The sequence below is a fragment of the Arenimonas sp. genome (assembly GCF_035312645.1).
In the GTDB taxonomy this organism is placed as follows: Bacteria; Pseudomonadota; Gammaproteobacteria; order Xanthomonadales; family Xanthomonadaceae; genus Arenimonas.
The window spans coordinates 12,808-34,496 of sequence record NZ_DATGBO010000128.1; the positions used below are offsets into that span (position 1 = coordinate 12,808).

General features: G+C 65.6%; 20 protein-coding genes. 17 read left to right on the top strand and 3 right to left on the bottom strand.

Annotation, left to right across the window (positions count from 1 at the left end; all coding sequences use genetic code 11):
- Positions 1–61: 61 nt before the first annotated feature.
- Both purL and gspE read left to right on the top strand, forming a co-directional pair.
- Complete coding sequence (gene purL / locus VKM35_RS11640) at positions 62–3,928, top strand: phosphoribosylformylglycinamidine synthase (protein ID WP_324321187.1); 3,867 nt, start codon at positions 62–64, stop codon at positions 3,926–3,928.
- A 150-nt stretch (positions 3,929–4,078) separates the two neighbouring features.
- On the top strand, positions 4,079–5,806 hold the full coding sequence (gspE, locus tag VKM35_RS11645) for a type II secretion system ATPase GspE (RefSeq protein WP_414636645.1): 1,728 nt from the start codon (positions 4,079–4,081) through the stop codon (positions 5,804–5,806).
- Here gspE and VKM35_RS11650 read toward each other — a convergent pair.
- Positions 5,790–5,954, bottom strand: a complete 165-nt coding sequence (locus VKM35_RS11650; protein WP_324321188.1) for a hypothetical protein — start codon at positions 5,952–5,954, stop codon at positions 5,790–5,792. The two genes, gspE and VKM35_RS11650, sit on opposite strands and share 17 nt — an antisense overlap.
- Here VKM35_RS11650 and VKM35_RS11655 point away from each other — a divergent pair.
- The 15 genes from VKM35_RS11655 (at position 5,953) to VKM35_RS11725 (ending at position 19,500) form a co-directional block, all read left to right on the top strand.
- Entirely contained in the window at positions 5,953–7,170 is a 1,218-nt protein-coding gene (locus VKM35_RS11655; RefSeq protein WP_324321189.1) for a type II secretion system F family protein, read from the top strand. The genes VKM35_RS11650 and VKM35_RS11655 overlap by 2 nt on opposite strands.
- Before the next feature lies 1 nt (position 7,171).
- Positions 7,172–7,618 carry a type II secretion system major pseudopilin GspG gene (gene gspG / locus VKM35_RS11660; RefSeq protein ID WP_324321190.1) on the top strand — a complete coding sequence of 149 codons (447 nt, stop codon included), beginning with the start codon at positions 7,172–7,174 and terminating at the stop codon, positions 7,616–7,618.
- 13 nt (positions 7,619–7,631) lie between these two features.
- Entirely contained in the window at positions 7,632–8,084 is a 453-nt protein-coding gene (gene xpsH / locus VKM35_RS11665) for a type II secretion system protein XpsH (protein WP_324321191.1), read from the top strand.
- A complete protein-coding gene (locus tag VKM35_RS11670; RefSeq protein WP_324321192.1) occupies positions 8,081–8,548 on the top strand; it encodes a type IV pilus modification PilV family protein in 468 nt (155 codons plus the stop codon). Before xpsH ends, VKM35_RS11670 begins: the two co-directional genes overlap by 4 nt.
- The gene (locus VKM35_RS11675; protein ID WP_324321193.1) at positions 8,545–9,228 is read left to right on the top strand and encodes a prepilin-type N-terminal cleavage/methylation domain-containing protein; all 684 of its coding nucleotides are present in this window, start codon (positions 8,545–8,547) and stop codon (positions 9,226–9,228) included. The genes VKM35_RS11670 and VKM35_RS11675 overlap by 4 nt, the downstream gene beginning before the upstream one ends.
- Positions 9,228–10,109: a general secretion pathway protein GspK gene (locus tag VKM35_RS11680; RefSeq protein ID WP_324321194.1), complete on the top strand. Its 882-nt coding sequence runs from the start codon at positions 9,228–9,230 to the stop codon at positions 10,107–10,109. The genes VKM35_RS11675 and VKM35_RS11680 overlap by 1 nt, the downstream gene beginning before the upstream one ends.
- Positions 10,109–11,257 (top strand): PilN domain-containing protein, encoded by a 1,149-nt coding sequence (locus VKM35_RS11685; protein WP_324321195.1) that lies wholly within the window; start codon positions 10,109–10,111, stop codon positions 11,255–11,257. The genes VKM35_RS11680 and VKM35_RS11685 overlap by 1 nt, the downstream gene beginning before the upstream one ends.
- Positions 11,232–11,846 carry a type II secretion system protein GspM gene (gene gspM / locus VKM35_RS11690; protein WP_324321196.1) on the top strand — a complete coding sequence of 205 codons (615 nt, stop codon included), beginning with the start codon at positions 11,232–11,234 and terminating at the stop codon, positions 11,844–11,846. The genes VKM35_RS11685 and gspM overlap by 26 nt, the downstream gene beginning before the upstream one ends.
- Positions 11,839–12,603, top strand: a complete 765-nt coding sequence (locus tag VKM35_RS11695) for a hypothetical protein (protein WP_324321197.1) — start codon at positions 11,839–11,841, stop codon at positions 12,601–12,603. The genes gspM and VKM35_RS11695 overlap by 8 nt, the downstream gene beginning before the upstream one ends.
- Before the next feature lie 4 nt (positions 12,604–12,607).
- Entirely contained in the window at positions 12,608–14,824 is a 2,217-nt protein-coding gene (gene gspD / locus VKM35_RS11700; protein WP_324321198.1) for a type II secretion system secretin GspD, read from the top strand.
- Positions 14,825–14,969: 145 nt separating this feature from the next.
- Positions 14,970–15,743, top strand: coding sequence for an ABC transporter permease (locus VKM35_RS11705; RefSeq protein ID WP_324321199.1), 774 nt, complete (start codon positions 14,970–14,972; stop codon positions 15,741–15,743).
- On the top strand, positions 15,740–16,936 hold the full coding sequence (locus tag VKM35_RS11710; protein ID WP_324321200.1) for an ABC transporter ATP-binding protein: 1,197 nt from the start codon (positions 15,740–15,742) through the stop codon (positions 16,934–16,936). The genes VKM35_RS11705 and VKM35_RS11710 overlap by 4 nt, the downstream gene beginning before the upstream one ends.
- Positions 16,933–17,793 carry a glycosyltransferase family 2 protein gene (locus VKM35_RS11715; RefSeq protein WP_324321201.1) on the top strand — a complete coding sequence of 287 codons (861 nt, stop codon included), beginning with the start codon at positions 16,933–16,935 and terminating at the stop codon, positions 17,791–17,793. The genes VKM35_RS11710 and VKM35_RS11715 overlap by 4 nt, the downstream gene beginning before the upstream one ends.
- Positions 17,794–17,800: 7 nt before the next feature.
- Positions 17,801–18,646: a class I SAM-dependent methyltransferase gene (locus tag VKM35_RS11720; RefSeq protein ID WP_324321202.1), complete on the top strand. Its 846-nt coding sequence runs from the start codon at positions 17,801–17,803 to the stop codon at positions 18,644–18,646.
- Positions 18,643–19,500 carry a glycosyltransferase family 2 protein gene (locus VKM35_RS11725; protein WP_324321203.1) on the top strand — a complete coding sequence of 286 codons (858 nt, stop codon included), beginning with the start codon at positions 18,643–18,645 and terminating at the stop codon, positions 19,498–19,500. Before VKM35_RS11720 ends, VKM35_RS11725 begins: the two co-directional genes overlap by 4 nt.
- Here VKM35_RS11725 and pyrF read toward each other — a convergent pair.
- Complete coding sequence (pyrF, locus tag VKM35_RS11730) at positions 19,491–20,303, bottom strand: orotidine-5'-phosphate decarboxylase (protein ID WP_324321204.1); 813 nt, start codon at positions 20,301–20,303, stop codon at positions 19,491–19,493. The two genes, VKM35_RS11725 and pyrF, sit on opposite strands and share 10 nt — an antisense overlap.
- Before the next feature lie 122 nt (positions 20,304–20,425).
- Positions 20,426–21,689: energy-dependent translational throttle protein EttA (gene ettA, locus VKM35_RS11735; protein WP_324321205.1), on the bottom strand; the 1,264-nt coding region annotated here is incomplete at its 5' end.

Below are 21,689 nucleotides of genomic sequence, written 5' to 3' on the forward strand. Positions count from 1 at the left end.
GCATCCCGGGCGGGCCGCTTCGTTTAGAATGGCCGTCCCGTTTCCACGGAATTGAGCGGACATGATCGTCCTCGAGGGCCTGCCGGCCCTGTCGCCCTTCCGCCGCGACCGTCTCCAGACCCGCCTCCGCCAGATCGTCCCCGAGCTGCAAGTCAGCGGCGCCTGGCATGTCTATTTCCTTGAGCCCGAGGTCATGGCCGTCCTCGACGCCACCACCCTCGGCCGCATCCTCCAGGGCTGCACTGCCGATGCCGTCGCCGAACCGGGCGCCAGCAGCCGCTTCGTCACCCCGCGTCTGGGCACGCTGTCGCCCTGGGCCAGCAAGGCCACCGAAATCCTGCGCGGTGCCGGCCATGCGCTCAAACGCGTCGAGCGTGGCCTGCGTCTCGATCTGATCGGCCTGCCGGCCGCCAACGATCCGCGCTGGCCGAAACTCGCAGCGGCGTTGCACGACCCGATGACGCAATCCCTGCTGGCCAGCCGCGACGAAGCCGCGCGCCTGTTCGTCAGCCAGCCCGCCGGCAAGCTCGAGCGCATCCCGCTGCCGCGCTTGCGCGAAGCGAACGCGGCGCTGGGCCTGGCGCTGAGCGACGACGAGCTCGAGTATCTGCTGCTGCGTTTCGGCGAACTGCAGCGTGATCCGTCCGATGCCGAACTGATGATGTTCGCGCAGGCCAATTCCGAGCATTGCCGGCACAAGATTTTCAACGCCAAGTACACGATCGATGGCGAGGACATGCCGCAGTCGCTGTTCGGCATGATCAGGAACACCCACCAGCAATCGCCGCAACTCACGCTCAGTGCCTACAAGGACAACGCGGCGGTGGTGGAAGGCCACATCGGCGAGCGTCTTCGACCTGGCGAGAATGGTGAATACCGCTTTCTGCCGCCGCTCGACAGCGCTTTCTGCATCAAGGTTGAAACCCACAACCATCCGACGGCGATCGCGCCGTTTCCCGGCGCCAGCACCGGCAACGGCGGCGAGATCCGCGACGAGGGCGCGACCGGTCGCGGTGGCAAACCGAAAGCCGGCCTGTCCGGTTTCTCGGTCTCGCACCTGCGCATTCCGACGCTGCCGCAGCCCTGGGAAAAACCGCGCGCGCTGAATCCGCGCATGGCGTCGGCGTTCGAGATCATGCTCGACGGCCCGATCGGCGGCGCGGCCTTCAACAACGAATTCGGCCGGCCCAACCTCACCGGTTATTTCCGCAGTTTCGAATTTCCGACCGGCACGCCCGGCCTGACCCGCGCCTACGACAAACCGATCATGCTCGCCGGCGGTCTCGGCGCGATCGATCGATCGATGGTGAAAAAACTTTCGCTGCGTCCCGGCGACGCGGTGATCGTGCTCGGCGGTCCGGCGATGCTGATCGGCCTCGGTGGTGGCGCCGCATCGTCGGTCGCCTCGGGCCAGAGTTCCGAGGATCTCGACTTCGCCTCGGTGCAGCGCGACAACCCGGAAATGGAACGGCGCTGCCAGGAAGTGATCGATCGCTGCGTCGGCCTCGGCGAAGAAAACCCGATCCGCTTCATGCATGACGTCGGTGCCGGCGGTCTGTCGAACGCGATCCCGGAATTGCTGCACGATTCCGACGTCGGTGGCGTGATCGATCTGGCCAAGGTGCCCAGCGACGATCCCTCGCTGTCGCCGATGCAGTTGTGGAGCAACGAATCGCAGGAGCGTTACGTGCTCGGCGTTGCTGCTGAGCGCTTGGCGGAATTCGAGGCGATCTGCGCCCGCGAGCGTTGTCCGTATGCCGTGGTCGGCCAAGCCACGCAGGAGCAGCGCCTGGTCGTCGGCTACGGCGTGGATCTGCCCGCGACGAAAGACTTCGCCATCGACATGCCGATGGATCTGCTGTTCGGCAAGGCGCCGAAAATGCATCGCGACACCCACCGCCCGCATGCAGTGCGTTGGCCGAAACTGCATACCAGCCAGATCGTGCTGCACGAGGCCGGCCTGCGCGTGCTCGCGCATCCGACCGTGGCGGCGAAAAACTTCCTGGTGACGATCGGCGACCGTACGGTCGGTGGCCTGAGCTCGCGCGACCAGATGGTCGGCCCCTGGCAGCTGCCGCTGGCCGATTGCGCGATCACGCTCACCGATTTCCTTGGCAATGCCGGTGAAGCGATGGCGATCGGCGAACGCACGCCGCTGGCCTTGATCGATGCCGCCGCGTCGGCGCGCATGGCGGTCGGCGAAGCGATCACCAATCTCGCGGCGGCGCCGGTGGCGTCGCTGTCGGAAGTAAAACTTTCCGCCAACTGGATGGCCGCAGCTGGTTATGAAGGCGAGGACGCGTTGCTGTTCGACGCGGTCAAGGCGGTCGGTCTGGAGTTGTGTCCGGAACTCGATATCAGCATTCCGGTCGGCAAGGATTCGCTGTCGATGCAGGCGCAGTGGGATAGCGATGGCGTGCCGCAGAAGTCGCTGGCGCCGGTGTCGCTGATCATCAGCGCCTTCGCGCGCGTCGCCGATGTTCGCGGCCAGCTGACGCCGGTGCTCGATCGCGAAGTCGAGTCCGAGTTGTGGCTGATCGGTCTTGGCGCCGGCAAGAAGCGTCTCGGCGGCAGCGTGCTGTCGCAATGCTATGAAGCCATCGGCGGCGCCTGCCCCGATCTCGACGAGCCCGAAACGCTCACCGCGTTCTTCGACCTGATCCAGGCCGCGCGCGCTGATCAGTTGCTGCTCGCCTATCACGACCGCTCCGATGGTGGCGCCTTCGCTGCCTTGTGCGAAATGGCTTTCGCCTCGCGTCTTGGTCTGGAAATTTCGCTCGACGACTGGGGCGACGACACCTTCAAGATGCTGTTCAACGAGGAACTCGGCGCGATCGTGCAGATCGCCGCCGAAGATCGCGCGCGTTTCGCCGACCTGGTCAACCGCCACGACCTCACCCATTGCGCGCAGCGCATCGGCAAGCCCACGCGTACGCCCAGCATCCGCGTGCACGAGGACGACGAGACCGTCGTGGAATGGCGCTGGCAGGAATTGTTCGACGCCTGGTGGTCGACCACGCATGCCATGCAGCGCCTGCGCGACAATCCCGACTGCGCCGACGAGGAACGCGAACACCAGCGCGATTTCAACGCGACCGGATTGATCGCGCAGCCCGGCTTCGATATCGCCGACGACATCGCCGCGCCCTACATCAACGTCGGCGCGAAGCCGCGCGTGGCGATCCTGCGCGAGCAGGGCGTCAACAGCCAGTTCGAGATGGCGGCGGCGTTCACCAAGGCTGGCTTCACGGCGGTCGACGTGCACATGTCCGACCTCATCGCCGGCCGCGCGCGCCTGGAGCAGTTCAAGGGCTTCGCGGCCTGCGGCGGTTTCAGCTATGGCGACGTGCTTGGCGCCGGTCGCGGTTGGGCGACGTCGATCCTCGAGCGCCCGGACATGCGCGAGCAGTTCGCGGCGTTCTTCGAACGCAGCGACAGCTTCAGCCTCGGCGTCTGCAACGGCTGCCAGATGCTGGCGCAACTCAAGACGCTGATTCCTGGCGCGGAACACTGGCCACGTTTCCTGCGCAATCGCAGCGAGCAATTCGAGGCGCGGCTGTCGCAGGTCGAGATCGTCGATTCGCCATCGCTGTTCCTGCAGGGCATGGCCGGCGCGCGTCTGCCCATCGTCGTTTCGCACGGCGAAGGCCGCGCCGAATTCGATGCGCCCGAACACCAGGCGCTGGCGAAAGTCGCGATGCGTTTCATCGACGGCAGCGGCGCGGTCGCGAAAACCCATCCCGCCAATCCGAATGGATCGCCGGCCGGCATCACCGGCCTGACCAGCAGCGACGGCCGCAGCACCTTGCTGATGCCGCATCCCGAACGCGTGCATCGCACCGTGCAGATGAGCTGGCACCCGCCGGAATGGGGCGAAGCCTCGCCCTGGCTGCGCCTGTTCCGCAACGCGCGGGTGTGGGTGGGGTAGGCGATCCGATACGGGGTCGCCGAAGCTGAACCGCCATGCGCGCGGCCACGGTGGTGCGGCGCCGCAATATGAATTTCCCGGCTTGCGCGGGCCGTTTCCGGGCCCGCCGGCTCTGCTAAAGTCCGGCGTCCACTCTCCCGGATCCACTGCGTGAACGCCGCCCCCAACGACAGCCTGGCCGACCCACCCGCCGACACCGTCGACCTGCGCATCGCGCAGGTGTTGCAGCTGCGTGGTCGCCTCAAGGAAGGCGACCTGGCGCGGGCGCAGCGGCTGCAGGGCGAGGCGGGCGGATCATTGGCGGCCTTGCTGGTCCGGCTGGGCATGGTCTCGGAACGCGACATGGCCGAGGCCGCGAGCGAAGCCCTGGGCCTGCCGCTGGTGCTGGCCAAGGATTGCCCCGAGGCGCCGCCGGCGAATGTGACGCTGTCGCTGCGCTTCATGAAGCAGCAGGCGATCTGCCCGGTCGGCGAAGATGAACATGCCATCCAGTTGCTGGTCGCCGATCCGCAGGACGATTACGCGATGGACGCGGTGCAATTGGCGACCGGTCGCGCGGTGCAGGTTCGCATCGGGCTGCGCTCGGAGATCGCCGACCTGATCGAGCGCTATTACGGCCAGGGTCGCAGCGCGATGGGTGCGATCGTCGAGAACATCGGCGATGAATCCGCCGGCGACGAGGACGACGTCGAGCACCTGCGCGACCTCGCCTCGGAAGCGCCGGTCATCCGTCTGGTGAATCTGGTGATCCAGCGCGCGGTCGAGTTGCGCGCCTCCGACATCCATATCGAGCCGTTCGAGAATCGCCTCAAGGTGCGTTACCGCGTCGACGGCGTGCTCGAAGAAGCGGAAAGCCCGCCGGCAAATCTCACTGCCGCGGTGATCTCGCGCATCAAGATCATGGCGAAGCTCAACATCGCCGAGCGCCGCCTGCCGCAGGACGGTCGCATCATGGTGCGCGTGCAGGGCAAGGAATTGGATCTGCGCGTGAGCACGGTGCCGACCGCGCACGGCGAGAGCGTGGTGATGCGATTGCTCGATCGCGAATCGGTGGTGCTCGATTTCAAGGCGTTGGGTTTCACCGACGAGTTCCTCGCCAGCTTCGTGCGTGTGCTCGAGCAACCGCACGGCATCCTGCTGGTCACCGGCCCGACCGGCTCGGGCAAGACGACCACGCTGTACGCGGCACTGTCGCAACTCAACACGCCCGACGTGAAGATCATCACCGTCGAGGATCCGGTCGAATACCAGATCGAGGGCATCAACCAGATCCAGGTCAAGCCGCAGATCGGTCTGGATTTCGCGCATGCGCTGCGCAGCATCGTGCGCCAGGACCCGGACATCATCATGATCGGCGAAATGCGCGATCTGGAAACCTCGCGCATCGCGATCCAGTCCGCGCTCACCGGCCACCTGGTGTTGTCGACGCTGCATACCAACAACGCCGCCGGCGGCATCACGCGATTGCTGGACATGGGCGTCGAGGACTATCTGCTCACGTCGACGGTGAACGGCATCCTCGCGCAGCGCCTGGTGCGTCGCCTCGAGCCGACGCATGCGGAAAAATACGAAGCGTTGCCGGAAGTGATCGAGGAATTCGGCCTGCGCCGCTTCCAGCCCGAGGGAACGATTTACCTCTATCGCCCGAAAGCATCCGCGCTTGCGCCGACGGGTTACCTCGGTCGCGGCACGATCATGGAATTCCTGGTGATGAACGACGACCTGCGCCGGCTGGTGATGCAGCACGCCGGCATGGGCGAGATCGAGGAAGCCGCGCGCGCCACCGGCATGCGCACGATGTACGAGGACGGCCTGATCAAGGCGATGCAGGGCGTCACCACGATCGAGGAGGTCTTGCGTGTCACGCAGGAAGGGTGATCTCCACCATCTTCAATTCGTCATCCCGGCGAAAGCCGGGACCCATGGTGATTTTGCCGTCAAGCAAAAATGGGTCCCGGCTTTCGCTGGGATGACGAGCCGGTTGGATTTCTTCGCAAATTTTGTCTGCGGCACCGCGCACTGACATGCCCCTGTTCCGCTACAAAGCCCTGTCCGCCAACGGTGAGACGCTCGATGGCCAGATGGAGGCCGGCAGCGTCGATGAAGTGATCGTGCGCCTGCAGGATCAGGGTCATCTGCCGATGGAAGCCAAGCGTTCCGACGAACAGGTCGAAGGTTTCGATTTCGCGGCGCTGACGAAGAAACGCGAACTCAGCAACGAGCAGATCCTGCAGTTCACGCAGCAATTGGCGACGCTGCTCGGCGCCGGCCAGCCGCTCGATCGCGCGCTCGGCATCCTGCTGGAGTTGCCGGAAACGCCGGCGGCGAAGAAAGTGCTGGAACAGATCCGCGAAACCGTGCGCGGCGGCGCGCCGCTGTCGACCGCGCTGGAGCAGCAGCATGGTCTGTTCTCGCGGCTGTACGTGAATCTGGTGCGCGCCGGCGAATCCGGCGGCGGCCTGCACGATGCGCTCACCCGCCTCGCCGAATATCTCGAACGCAGCCGCGAACTGCGCAGCCGCGTGATCAACGCGCTGATCTATCCGATCATTCTCGTCACGCTCGTGCTGGGCTCGGTGACCTTCCTGCTGATGGTGGTGGTGCCGCAGTTCGAGGCGCTGTTCTCGAGCCTGAATGCCGAACTCGCCTGGTACACGCAGACGGTGTTGTTCATCAGCAAGGCGCTGCGCGATTACTGGTTCGTGTTGCTGGCGGTGATTGCGCTCGCGGCGATCTGGCTGACGAAACTCATGCGCGATCCGGAATCGCGGCTGCGCCTGGATGCGCGCCTGCTGCAGTTCAAATTCACCGGCTCGCTGGTCGCGCGCCTGGATTGCGCACGCTTGGCGCGCACGCTGGGCACGCTGGTCGGCAACGGCGTGCCACTGTTGAATGCGTTGACGTTGAGCCGCAACGTGCTCAGCAACCGCGTGCTCGCCAATGCGCTGGAAGCGGCGACATCGGAAGTGAAGACCGGCTCCGGCCTCGGTTACGCGCTGGGAAAACAGAAAGTATTTCCGCGCCTGGCCGTGCAGATGATCCAGGTCGGCGAGGAGTCGGGCGAACTCGACACCATGCTGATCAAGGTCGCCGACACCTTCGATATCGAAACCCGAAACGCGCTCGACCGTCTGCTTGCCCTGCTGGTGCCGGCGCTGACGATGCTGATGACTCTCGTGGTCGGCGCGATCATTCTTTCCGTGCTGCTGCCCATTTACGATCTGACAGGAAGCCTTGGCTGACATGAAACTCCGCAAGTTCAATCCGCGCCTGACCCATTCCCCGACGCCGCAGCGCATCCGCGGCATGAGCCTGCTCGAACTCGTCGTCGTCATCGTGCTGATCGGCACGGTGCTCGCCGTGGTCGGCGGCAAGATCGTCGCCAACAAACATCGCGCCGAAGCCAAGCTCGCCGAAACGCAACTGAAGACGCTGGCGCAGCAGATCGATTCCTACCAGTCCGATGTCGGCAGCTATCCCGACACGCTGCTGCAATTGGTGACCGCGCCGGGCAATGCCGCCGGCTGGCTCGGCCCGTATGCCAAGGCCAAGGATTTCCAGGATCCCTGGCAGCATCCGATCGAATACCGCAAACCTGGCGAAGGCGATGCGCCATACCAGCTGATCAGCCTCGGCGTCGACGGCAAGCCCGGCGGCGACGGCGTCGACAAGGACATCACCGCGCCCTGAGCGCGGCCCGGCGATGCACAAGGTCCGTGGCGTATCGCTGATCGAGTTGATGGTCGTGGTCTTGCTGATCGCGGCATCGACCGCGCTGGTCGCCGCGGCGATCGGCTCGGGCCTGCCCGGCCAGCAATTGCGCAACGCCTCGCGCGAACTCGCCGCGCAGTTGCGTTTCACCCGCGCGCAGGCGATCGCCACCGGCAAGCCACAATTGTTTTCCGTCGATGCGCAGAGCCGCGAATGGCAGGCGCCGGATCAGCATCGCGGCACGCTGCCGAATGCGATAAAGATCACCGCCACTGGTGCGCGCATCGAGCAGACGCGCGACAGCGTCGCGGCGATCCGTTTCTTTCCTGAAGGCGCATCGACCGGCGGCCGCATCGTGCTTTCGCGCGATGCCGCGGCCTGGCAGATCGATGTCGACTGGCTGACCGGGCAGGTCAAGCTCGCGCGCACCGAGGCTTCGCGATGACGCTTAACGGCAACGCTCATGGCGGAAAAAAAAGCCGTGGCTTCACGCTGCTGGAGGTGATGCTGGCCTTCGTGTTGCTCGCGACTGCGATGGGCATGGTGGTGGCGATGCTGTCGCGCGGCCTGACCCAGGTGCAGCGCTCGCAGAACGCCAGCGAAGCGATGTTGTATGCGCAGTCGCAGCTCGATGCGATCGGCGTGCTCGCACCGATCGAGCCGGGGCAATCGCAGGGCGAATTCGCTAGCGGTCGTTACCACTATCAATTGCAGATCACCGAAACCCGGGACCCCGCGCCGCGCCTGCCGACGCCGCCGGGCACGCCGGAGCCGGATGCGAGCACCGCCGCCAAGCTCTATCGCATCGTCACGCAGGTGAGTTGGGGCGCCGGCGGGCCCGATCAGAGCGTTCGCCTGTCGACGTTGCGGTTGCGCACGCCGGCAATGGTCGCGGTGTCGCCACCATGAAGTCGAATGCTCGCGGTTTCACCCTGATCGAGGTCATCGTCGCGATCGCCTTGCTGGCGTTCGGGCTCGCGCTGGCCTTCGGTACATTGCGCGGCGCCACGCGTGCGACCGAGCACGCCGATGCAATCGCGCGCGACAGCGAGCGACTACGCGCGGTGCAGGGTTTCCTGCGCACGCAGATCGGCGGCGTGTTGCCGATCGCCTACCAGATCGATCCGGTCAGCGGCGATGGCCGTTTTCTTGAAGGCAGCGCCGACAAGCTCGAGTTCGTCGCCGCCATGCCCGGTTACATGTCGCGCGGCGGCTCGTATCTGCAGACGTTCGAATTCGACAATGGCGAACACGGGCGCCGCCTGCTGTTCACGCATCGCCTGCTGACTCCGGACGGCCCGATCAAGGCCGAACGCGAACCGGAAGTGTTGCTCGAAGACATCGCCGACGGCGGTTTCGAATTCCAGGCGCTGGACGACAGCGGCCATCCGGGCGGCTGGAAATCGGAATGGCGGGTGCCGGGACGGATGCCGCCGCTGGTGCGGTTGAAGCTGCGTTTCAACGATCCGCGGCGGAATTTTCCCGATCTGGTGATCGCGCTGCACCTGGGCATGTCCTACGGTGGCACCGGCGGTGGCGCGGCGAGATTGCCGCCGGTGCAAATCCCTTCCGATCCGAATCCACTCTGATGCAGACCCGGACGCGCGGTGCCGCCCTGCTGCTGGTGTTGTGGATACTGGTGCTGCTGACCGGGCTGGCCTCGGTGTTCGCGCTTGGCGCGCGCACCGAAGCGATGCAGAGCCGCGCGCTGGAGCGCAACAGCATCGCGCGCTACGCCGCCGAAGCCGGCGTGGAAGTGGCGGTGCTGCGCCTGCAGGGCGCGGACGAAAGCCAGCGCTGGATCCCCGACGGCCGCAGCAACGAATTTTCCTATGAGGATTCGCGGCTGCAGGTGCGTGTGGTCGACGAGTCCGGCAAGGTCGACATCAATCTCGTGGGGCCGGATGTGCTCAATGGCCTGCTGCTCGCACTCGGCGTCGACGGCACGCGCGCCGGGCAGTTGACCGGGGCGATCATGGACTGGCGCGATCCGGACAACCTGCTCAGTGCCGAAGGCGGCGCCGAGGATCCCGAGTACGCGGCCGCCGGCCTGCCTTACGGCGCCAAGGACCGCCCGTTCGAAACGGTCGCGGAATTGCAGCAGGTGCTGGGCATGGATCCGGCGACCTATCGCCAGCTCGCACCCTACGTGACGGTGTACAGCGGATTGGCGCGGCCGAACGTGGCGTTCGCGGCGCAGCCGGTGCTGCAGGCGCTGGGCTTGTCCCCTGACCAATTGGCGCAGATGCAGGCCGCGCGCGAATCCTGGCAGCCCGGCGGGGCGGTGCCTACGCTGCCCGATGGCAGTCCGCTATCGGCCCAGGGAACGGGCACGTATAGTATTTCCAGCCGCGCCACCCGTAGCGACGGCTCGCAGGCCCAAGTCAGCATCACTCTCCGCCTAGGCGGTAGCGGCGGATTTGGCCAGCTTTACACGCCACTCTCCTGGCGGGTGGGAGAAACCGACTGATGCCTGCGAACGACACCCTCCTCCAAGCCCTGGAACCGCTGCGCCTGCGCTATCTCGACAGTCCGGTCCCGGCTTGGCTGCGCGCGGCCGGCGAGACTTTGCTCGGGCTGCTGCCGCTGACCTTGCGCCGCCAGCTCGGTGCGCAGCAGCGCAGCCTGTTGTTGCAGGTGGAGGGTGGTGAGCTACGCCTGCATGCCAGCGTTGACGGCAGCGCGCAGTTGCTCGGCTGCCTGCCCACCGACAATCCGGAGTTGCTGGAAACTCTGCGTCAGCGTCTCGACAGCAGCGCCGGTGCGGTGCCGCGCTGGCTGCTGGTCGCGCCGGGTCAGGTGTTGCGGCGCAGCCTGACGCTGCCGACCTCGGCGGAAACCCGGCTGCGCGATGTGCTGCTGCACGAGATCGACCGGCAGACGCCGTTTTCCCCTGACCAGGTCAGCTACGAAGCGCGGGTGTTGTCGCGCGATGCCGCGAACAAGCAACTGCGTGTGGAGCTGGTGGTCATTCCCAACCAGCGGATCGAAACCGCGCTCGCTGCGCTCGGACCGATGAACCAGGGCCTGGCTGGCATCGATGTCCGCGACGCCGATGGCGGCCGGCTCGGCGTCAATCTGTTGCCGGCGACGCAGCGCACCGCGCGCGTCGATCGCGCAGTGCGCATCAACCTGCTGCTCGGCGCGGTGATCGTGATCGCGCTGTTGCTGGCGATGTGGCTGGCGCTGGGCAATCGGCGCATCGCCCTCGAAGAACTCAACGCCCGCGTCGCTGCCGCCAACGTGCAGGCGCGCGAGGTGCGCAAGTTGCGCAACACGCTGGACAACTCGACGCGTGCGGCGAATTTCCTGGCGCGCCAACGTGCCCAGCAGCCGACGATGCTCGCGCTGCTGGCCGACCTGACCCGACGCATCCCCGACAACACCGCGCTGGAAAAACTTTCCGTCAACGAAGGCCATGTCGTGCTGATCGGCAAGAGCCAGCAGGCGGCGGCATTGGTCGCGTTGCTGCAGGCCTCGCCCTTGCTGCGCACGCCGGCGCTGGCCGGTGCGGTGCAGTCTGACCCGGCCACGGGCCGCGAACTTTTCACCATGACCGCCACGGTCGTTGGTTCGCCACAGGAGGCCGCGGATGCAAAAGCCCGCAAGAATCCCTGAGCGTTGGCGCATCCTCGCTGGCATCGCGGCGGTGGTCCTGGTCGCCTACCTGGTGCTCGTGCACTGGTGGTTCGCTGCGCCGATGCTGGCGATGGGCGATGAAATCACCGACCTGCGCGAACAGGAAGCGAGCCTGCGCAACGAAGCGGCGCAACGTCCGCAGATCGAACAGCGGATGGCGCAGGTGCGGCAGTTCGAAGCCAGCAATCCCGGCTTTCTGCCCGAAGGCAATCGCGAACTCGCCAGCGCCGGACTCGTGCAACGCCTCGAACAAGTAGTCGGCCGCGCCAGCGCCAATCCCGCCGCCTGCCAGATCACCGCGCGCACGCCGTCGGAATCGGCGGCCAAGGAAGCATTCCCGCGCGTAGTCGTGCAGGTGCGTCTGCGCTGCGGCATGAGCGAGCTCACCGCGGTGATGCACGAGTTGGAAAGCGGCAGCCCGCAGCTGTTCATCGACAACATGGAATTACTCTCGCGGCGCAGTTATCTCAGCGCGGGTGCCGCGCCGGACGGCGCGCTCGATGTCGCCTTCGATCTTTACGGCTATCTGAAAGTCGCCACGCCTGTCGCCGGGGTGCCGCGTGCTTGAATCATTGCGGCCTTCGACGTTGTTGCTGGGTACTGTCTGCGCCTGGGCATTGTTGTTGCTCGGCCTGACGATTGCCGGGCTCGGCGGCCGCATCGCGCCGGCACCGAGCGATCTCGCGCCGGAAGCGATCCCGGCGGTGAAGCTCACGCGCAGCGAATCCGGCCTCGGTCCGTTGAGCGACTATCTCGAAGTCGGCGCGCGTCCGCTGCTGCTGTCCGACCGCAAACCCGCACCCATTCTCGCCAGCGCCGGCGACGATGCCTCGGCCGCCTTCGATGCGATCCTGAGCAGCGTGATGATTACGCCGCAGGTGAAACTCGCGATCCTCACGATGAGCGATGGCAGCAGTCGTCGCGTGAAACTGGGCGAAGCGGTCGCCGGTACCAACTGGAGCCTGCAGACGCTGGAGCCGCGGCGCGCGGTGTTCGCCGGTCCCGGTGGCGCGAAAGAATTGGCCTTGCGTGTCTTCGACGGCAAGAGCGGTGCTGCGCCCACGCCGATCGCGAATACGCCACCGGCAACGCCTGCACCATCGCGCCCCGATGCCGGCATCAACACCTCTTCGCCGAACTACGAACCACCACCCATCGTCGTCGCGCCTGCACCGGCCACTGCGCCGCCTGCCGCCAATCCGCCTACCGGGGCGGCGATGACCCAGGAACAACAGATCGAAGCCATCCGCGCCCGCATCGAGGCCCGCCGCGCATCCGCGCGCGCCGAGGCCCTCCGTGCCGCCGCCGACAACAAGGTAAAGTGACACGATGACTCTCGCGCTCCGTCCTTTTTTCCTGCTCGCCCTGATCAGCGGCCTCACAGCCTGCGCCACGGCCACACCGCCGCGCATGGAACGCAACGACACGCCGATGCCCAGCAACGCCGCTGCCAGCGATCCGGCGCAGGCGCCGGTAGTCGTCAACGGCAAGGTGATTACGCCAACCACCGAACTTGGTGAAGCGCCGCACAAGGCGTCATCGCCACAGGTGCGCGCCGGCAATGGTCAGCTGATCAACCAGCGCGTCGCCGCGTCGCCGCCGCCGACCTTTGGTTCGACGGGGCAGGCCACGTTCAATTTCGAAGGCGAATCGCTGCAGGCGGTGGTCAAGGCGATTCTCGGCGATCTTCTGCAGCAAAATTACGTGATCGCGCCAGGCGTGCAAGGCACCGTCACGCTGTCGACGCCGCGCCCGGTCGATTCCTCGCAGGCCTTGTCGCTGCTGGAAATGGTACTGGGCTGGAACAACGCGCGTCTGGTCTGGAGCGATGGCCGCGCCAACATCGTGCCGGCCGACCAGGCCGTGCCCGGCAACCTGTCGCCGCGCACCGGATCGGCCGCCAATGCCCGCGGCTACGAATTGCGCGCCGTGCCACTCAAGTACATCTCGGCGACCGAGATGGAGAAACTGCTCAAGCCGTACGCGCGCGATCACGGCATCGTGCAGGTCGACAACACCCGCAACCTGCTGGTGATCGGCGGCACCCGCGCCGAGTTGCAGAACTATCTGCGCACGATCGAGATCTTCGACGTCGACTGGCTCGCCGGCATGTCGATCGGTGTGTATCCGTTGCAATCGGCCGAAGCCGGCAAGGTCGTCACCTCGCTCGACAAAGTATTCGGCGAAAGCGGCAAGACGCCGATGTCGGGCATGTTCCGCTTCATGCCGCTGGAAGGGCAGAACGCGGTGATGGTGATCACCACGCAGGCCAGTTACCTGCGCGAAGTCGAATCCTTCATCGAGCGCCTCGACACCGGCGGCGATGGCGCGCGCCTGTACGTCTATGAAGTCCAGTACGTGAAGGCTGCCGATCTCGCCGACCAGCTCGGCAGTGTGTTCGGCCAGAGTGGCCAGCAGAACAGTTCGAAGAAAGGCGCGTCGCTGATGCCTGGTCTGGATCCGGTGGAAGTACGCACCACCGACATGCCGGCGGCGAAAGGCGCTGACATCGGCAGCAGCGGCAACGGCAACACGGGCATTGCTGGCGGCGGCGATTATGCCGGTGGCAAATCCGGCGGCAGCGGCGGTAACAGCAATCAGACGTTGAGCATCGGCGGCAGCGAGGTTGGCATCAGCGCCGTCGAGGAAAGCAACTCGTTGCTGATCCGCACCAATCCCGCGCAATGGGAATCGATTCGTCGCGCGATCGAGCGCCTGGATACGATGCCGCTGCAGGTGCACATCGAGGCGCAGGTGGTCGAGGTGAAACTCAACGACCAGCTCAAGTACGGCGTCAGCTGGTTCTTCGGCAATCTGGTTTCCGCCGGCGATCAGGCCTTCACCAAGGCCACGAGCTTCTGGGACAACTCCGGCAGCAGCGTCAAGCCCGATGGCACCGGCACCTTCACCTTCCTCGGGCCGAATGCGCAGGCGATCATCAGCACGCTCGATTCGGTCAGCAACACGCGCATCCTGTCCGCGCCGTCGGTGCTGGTGCGCAACAACGTCGAGGCCGATTTCAATTCCGGCACGCAGATCCCCGTTGCCAGCACCATCATCAACAACAACGGCAACACAAACAACGACGATACCTACAGCCAGGTGCAGTTCCGCCAGACCGGTGTCAGCCTCAAGGTCAAGCCGCGGATCAGTTCCAACGGCATGGTCTTTCTCGAGATCACCCAGGACGTGAGTTCGATTTCCGACACCGGCCCGGTGATCGGCGGCAACGTCAGCGTCGACAACCGCAAGTTGCATACCGAAGTCGCGGTGCGCACCGGCGAGACGGTGATGATCGCCGGCCTGATCCAGAGCTCCAACAAGAATGGCTCCTCGGGCCTTCCCGGCTTGAGCCGCCTGCCTTACGTCGGTGCGCTGTTCGGTGCCAAGGAACGCGGTGAGAACCGCGCCGAAGTCGTCGTGCTGATCACGCCAACGGTGATCCACGATCCCTCGGAGGCGCGCAAGCTTACCGACGAATACGGCGAGCGTTTCCGCGGCCTTGATCCGTTGCGCAAACCCGGCAGCGCTCCGAAGAAGAAGTGAGCGCTGCCCCGGCTCGGCAATGCTGCCGGGCCAGCGCCGCCGGTGTCGTGCCATCGCTGCGTCGGACGCAGCGAAGAGGTCGACACGATGAGGCAAACTATGCGCCAAGCCCGACCGGCGCCCTGACTGCGACGAACTCCTGGTGATGACGACCAACCTTGCCCATCGCTTCGTGTTCCGCGAACTGCTGCGTCGCGAATTGGGCGAGCGCTATCGAAACACCTTGCTCGGCGGCGGCTGGTACCTGGTGCTGCCGTTGCTGCAGCTCGCGGTGCTGGCCTGGGTGTTCGGCAGCCTGTTGCCCGCACGCGCTCAGACCAGCGCGCCTTACGGTGTCTTCCTTGCGCTGGCGCTTTATCCCTGGGGCGTTTTCGCGAATGCGGTCGCGCGCAGCGTGACCGCGCTGGTCGACAACGCCGCCCTGATCGGGAAAATCGCGATTCCGCATTCGCTGTACATCCTCGCCCGCGTCGCCGCCAGCGTGTTCGTCGATCTCGCCGGTTTCGCGCTGGTGATCGTCGTGGTGCTGCTGTTCGGCGTGAAGCTGGCGCCGGCTGGTGTGCCGGCGATGTTCGCCGGCATGGCGGTGATCGGATTGTTCGCGCTGGGCGTGTCGCGCGTGCTGGCGGTGCTGCAGGTTTTCCTGCGCGATGTCGCCGCGGCGATTGGTCAGTTGCTGTCGCTGGGTTTTTTCATCACACCGATTTTCTACGAACGCGAGCAATTGCCGCTGGTAGCGCAGCACGCGCTCGCCTTCAATCCGATGACGGCGCCGATCGAGGCGATCCGGCACGGCCTGCTCGGACGCGAGGTCGACTGGCAGGCGCTGGCGATGTCGGCGGTGGTCGCGCTGCTGGTGATCGCGCTTGGTTCCTGGCTGGCCACGCGCACGCGTGCGCATCTCGAGGATTTTCTGTGAGTGCGCCGCTGGTCCGCGTCGATGGCCTGTGCAAACGCTACCCGGTGCTCGGCCATCGCGGCGATCGCGCGCACGCGCTCTGGGACCTGTTGCGCGGGCGGGCGCCGCGCCGCCATGTCGTCGTTCTCGATGGCATCAGCTTCGAAGTTCATCCGGGGCAGTCGCTCGGCATCATCGGCGAAAACGGCGCCGGTAAGTCGACCTTGCTCAAGCTCATCACCGGCGTGTTGACGGCGAGCGCGGGCAGCATCGAAACCCGCGGCAGCGTTGGCGCCCTGCTCGAACTCGGCGCCGGGTTCCATCCCGAATATTCCGGTCGCGAGAACGTGCGCATGGCCGCCGCGCTGTATGGCCTGGACGAAGCGGCGCTGGCGCAGAAACTGCCGGAAATCGAGGCCTTTGCCGACATCGGCGAGTACATCGACGAGCCGGTGAAGCATTATTCGACCGGCATGGTCGTGCGCCTGGGCTTCGCGGTGATCGCGGCGGTGCGGCCGGCGTTGCTGATCACCGACGAAGTGCTCAGCGTTGGCGACGAAGGCTTCCAGCGCAAATGCACGCGCTGGATCGACGATTACCTCGCGGGCGGCGGCACCTTGCTGCTGGTGTCGCACAGCATGTACCACGTGCAGAAACTCTGCCGGCAGGCGATGTGGTTGCACGAGGGCCGAATCCGCGAGCATGGCGATGTCTTCGGCGTCACCCAGAACTATGTCGCCTGGCACGAGAGCCGGATCGGCCGCGCCGACGCGGCCACGGTCGCGCCGGTCGAGAACGGCGGCTATGTGATCGAAAGCATCAGCGGGCATCCGCCGATGGCGACGCCGGATACGCATATCGAACAGGGCGATTCGCTGTTGCACGAAGTCCTGCTGCGCGCACCGGACGATACCGAGCCGGTGCTGATGTGCGGCATCGCGCGCGACGACGAAGTGGCCGTGTACGGCGTGAGTTCGGAAATGGAACAGGTGCGCGGCGAGGCGCTGGGCGGCGGTCGTTATCGCTTCCGCCTGCAGTTCGATCATCTGCCGCTGCTGCCCGGCAGCTACCACCTCAAAACGCACGTGCTCGACGCCACCGGTCTGCGTCTTTACTGCACCTGCCGGCGCGCGCTGATCGTGCACGGTGCGACCCGCGAACTCGGCATCGCCCGCCTGCCGCATCGCTGGCTCGGGCCGGACGACGCCGCATGAGCGCGCGCCTGCCGACGGTGATCGTGCCGGTGTTCAACGCCCTCGATGCGCTCGATGCCTGCCTTGCCTCGCTGGCGAAAACCCTGCCTGCGCAGGCGACGGTGCTGATCGTCGACGATGCCTCCACCGATCCGAAAATCGAAGCGCTGGCACGCGGCTGGTGCGAACGCAGCGGTCTCGGCGCGCGCTACCTGCGCCGCGAAGAAAATCTCGGTTTCCCGGCCAACTGCAACGCCGCGTTCGCGGAAGCCGGCGACGACGACGTCGTGCTGCTTAACTCCGACACGCTCACCACTTCTGGCTGGCTGCAGCAGCTGGCGCGTTGCGCCGCCAGCGATGCGCGCATCGCGACGGTCACGCCGTGGTCGAACAATGCCGAGATCTGTTCGTTCCCGCGCTTCGTGGAAAACAATCCGGTACCCGACGATCCCGAGCGCATCGCCGAGGCTGCCGCCAGCCAGTCGCCGCTGAATTATCCCGATCTGCCGACGGCGATTGGTTTTTGCATGTATCTGCGCCGTGCGGCCCTGCGTCAGCTTGGTGGTTTCGACGTCGCCACGTTCGGCAAAGGCTACGGCGAGGAGAACGATTTCTGTCGTCGTGCCGCCGCGATGGGCTGGCGCAACGTGATGTGCGATGGCGCCTACGTGGTGCATGCCGGGCAGGCCTCGTTCGGTCCGCTGGGGCAGGCGCCGGGCGGCGACAACCTGCAAAAGCTGGTGGCGCGCTGGCCGGATTACCATGAGCTGATCGCGCGCTTCATCCTTGATGATCCGCTGCGTCCGCTGCGCGAGCGCCTGGCCGAGCGTCTGCTGCAGCTCGACCACGCCGGCCCGCAACGCGATCTTTTCAGTTGAGGCGGCCATGAGCGATGCCATCCTGCCCTTCACCGGCGAACGCTTCACGCCCGAATGCGTACGCGAGATCGCCTACGAGCATTGGCATCGCTATGCTTTCGCCAGCACGTTCGCGAATGGCCGGCGCGTGCTCGATGCTGCGAGTGGCGAAGGCTTCGGCAGCGCCTTGCTGGCGCGCACAGCAGGCTCCGTGCTTGGTGTCGACATCGACATCACCGCGATCGAACACGCGCGCGCCCGATACGGCGCTGCGGCGAACCTGCATTTCGAGCAGGCCGACGTCACGGTGCTCGATCATCTCGCCGATGCCAGTTTCGATCTGATCGTGAGTTTCGAAACCCTGGAACACGTGCAGGCACAGGAGCGCCTGCTCGATGGCTTCGCGCGTCTGCTCGCGCCGGGTGGATTGCTGCTGCTGTCGACGCCGGACAAGCGCAACTACAGCGACGCCACCGGCGTAGTGAACGAACACCATGTGCGCGAGCTGTATCGCGAGCAATTCGAGGCGCTGCTGGCGCCGCGTTTCGCCCAGCGCGAACTGTATGCGCAGAAGCTCCTGTTCCAGTCGGCGTTGTGGCGCGTGGACGGGCAGGGCAGCGGCGAGAGCCATTGCACGGACGATGCCGGCGAGTTGCGCGCAGGCCTCGTCTATCCGCCGATGTACTACCTCGCGGTGTGCACGAACCGGGCCGGATGCCTGCCCGAATTGCCGGCGATTTCGCTGTACGGCGACGCCGCCGAATCGGTATACGCGGACTATTTCGCCGTGACCCGCGAAGCGATGGCATCGCGCGAAACCATCGCCGAGCTGCGCGCGCAGATCGCGCGACTCGAGCGCGGAGACCCGGCGTGAGCAAGGCGGTCGAAGTCGGTGTGGTGGTGGTCACCTACCACTCCGCCGACACCATCAACGAATGCCTGGAACGCTTGCTTGCGGCGACGCATGTGGCGCGCATCGTCGTGGTCGACAATGCCTCGGCCGACAGCACCGCCGAGAAGGTCGCGTGGCTGTCGATGCGCGACGGCCGCGTGCGCGTGGTGCGCAACACGCACAACCGCGGGTTTGCCGAAGCCTGCAACCAGGGCGCGAGCGCGCTGGGTACGACCTGGGTCGCTTTCGTCAACCCCGACGCCTACGTCGACGTCGACACCTTCGACAAACTGCTGACGCACGCGCGTGCGCATGCCGGTGCCGGTCTGCTCGGCGTCGATCTGCATGACGAAGACGGCGTGTTCGACCCCGCCGCGCGTCGCCGCGATCTGTCCCTGCTGGAGTTGTACCGGCAACGCGGGCAACGCGATGACCTTTATCTGGGGCGCGATCCGGCCGTGGACCTGCAGGTGGTCGAAGCGATTTCCGGTGCGTTGATGCTGATGCCGTCGGGCCTGTTCGTGCAGCTCGGCGGTTTCGACGATGGTTATCTACTGCACGTCGAGGATCTCGACTTGTGCCGGCGCGTGCGCGCCGCCGGTTACGACGTGCTCATCGCCAACGACGTCAGCGTGACGCATGTGCGCGGCGTATCCAGCCGCGCGCGGCCGTACTGGGTCGAGTGGCAGAAGCACCGCAGTGCCTGGCGCTATTTCCTGAAGTTCGAGGATGCACAGACGCCGCCGAACATCCGCCCACTGCTGTGGCTGGGTCTGTGGGCGCATTGCTTCGTGGCGATGGCGCGCATCGCGATCAAGCGCCTGCTTCAGCGATAGCGGTTGATGCTGTCGCGCAGATCCAGCGTCGCTGTGCGGGCGGCGGCCGCGAAATTTTCGCCATCACCGGCATAGAGGATCGCCCGCGACGAGCTGATCATCAGGCCGTGGCCGTCGCTGGTTTTTGCAGTCGCCACCATTTGTTCTACATCGCCACCCTGGGCGCCGACACCGGGCACGAGCAGGGGCAGGTCGCCGACGATGTCGCGCACTTCGCGCAACTGCTGCGGCCAGGTCGCGCCGACGACGAGGGCGCAATTGCCATGGCCGTTCCATTCGCGCGCGACTTTTTCCGCGACGTGCTGGTAGAGCGGACGGCCATCGACATTCAGGTCCTGCAGGTCGCCGGCGCCGGGGTTGGAGGTGCGACACAGGACGATCACACCCTTGTCGGCGCGATCGAGGAAGGGCTGCACGGAGTCGCGGCCGAGATACGGGTTCACGGTGACGGCATCGGCGCGGTAGCGATCAAACGCTTCGATCACGTAGTTGGCTGCCGTGCTGCCAATATCGCCGCGCTTGGCATCGAGAATCACCGGGATGCCCGGATGGTTTTCGTGGATGTGCGCGATCAATTTCTCCAGCGCATCCTCGGCGCGCAGCGCGGCGAAATGCGCGATCTGCGGTTTGAAGCAGCAGACGAGATCGGCAGTGGCATCGATGATCGCGCGGTTGAATTCGAACACCGCATCGGGCGCGCCGCGCAGATGCGCCGGGAACTTCGCCGGCTCCGGGTCGAGGCCGACGCAGACGAGGGAGTTGGCGGTGGACCAGCGGTTGCGAAGGGCCTGCATGAAAATCATTGCGTGCTCCGATGGAACGGTAACCTGCCTAGTAGGAGCGACGCGAGTCGCGACCGAAAACAATCGCGACTCGCGTCGCTCCTACAAGGCGTGTCTGCCGCGCCAAAGCGCGGCAGGGCGAATCATTTAAGCGCCTTGTAACGCAGACGATGCGGCTTCGCGCCTTCTTCGCCGAGGCGGCGGCGCTTGTCTTCTTCGTATTCGCGGTAGTTGCCCGGGAAGAATTCCACGTGCGAATCGCCTTCGAAGGCGAGGATGTGCGTGGCGATGCGGTCGAGGAACCAGCGGTCATGCGAGATCACCATCACACAGCCGGGGAATTCCAGCAACGCGTCTTCGAGCGCGCGCAGGGTTTCGATGTCGAGGTCGTTGGAGGGTTCGTCGAGCAGCAGCACGTTGCCGCCCTGCAGCAGGGTCTTGGCGAGGTGCAAACGGCCGCGTTCACCACCCGACAACGTGCCGACGAGCTTCTGCTGGTCGCTGCCCTTGAAGTTGAAGCGGCCGAGGTAGGCACGCGACTGGATCTCGACCTTGCCGATGGTGAGGATGTCCGAGCCACCGGAAACTTCCTGCCAGACGTTCTTGTTGCCTTCGAGCTTGTCGCGGCTCTGGTCGACGTAGGCCATCTTCACGGTGTGGCCGATGTTGACCTCGCCCGAATCGGGCTTCTCGAGGCCGGTGATCATCTTGAAGAACGTCGACTTGCCGGCGCCGTTCGGGCCGATGATGCCGACGATCGCGCCCGGCGGAATCTGGATGCTCAGGTCGTCGATCAGCAGGCGGTCGCCGAAACTCTTGGTGACATTCTTGAACTCGATGACTTTGTCGCCCAGGCGCTCGCCCGGCGGAATGAAAATCTCGTTGGTCTCGTTGCGCTTCTGGTAGTCGGTCGAGTTCAATTCCTCGAAGCGGGCCAGGCGCGCCTTGCCTTTCGAGCGGCCGCCCTTGGCATTCTGGCGGACCCATTCGAGTTCCTTGGCCAGCGCCTTCTGCCGGGATTTTTCCTGCGATTCTTCCAGCTTCAGGCGTTCGCTCTTCTGCTGCAGCCAGTCGGAATAGTTGCCCTTCCATGGAATGCCGCGGCCGCGATCGAGTTCGAGGATCCACTCGGCGGCGTTGTCGAGGAAGTAGCGATCATGCGTGACCGCGACGACGGTGCCCGGGAAGCGCGTGAGGAACTGCTCCAGCCACTCCACCGATTCGGCGTCGAGATGGTTGGTTGGTTCGTCGAGCAGCAACATGTCGGGCTTGGACAGCAGCAGGCGGCACAGCGCGACGCGGCGTCGCTCACCGCCGGACAGGTTGGCCACCTCGGCATCGCCGGGCGGGAGGCGCAGCGCGTCCATCGCGATGTCGATCTGGCGGTCGAGGTCGTTGGCGCCCTTC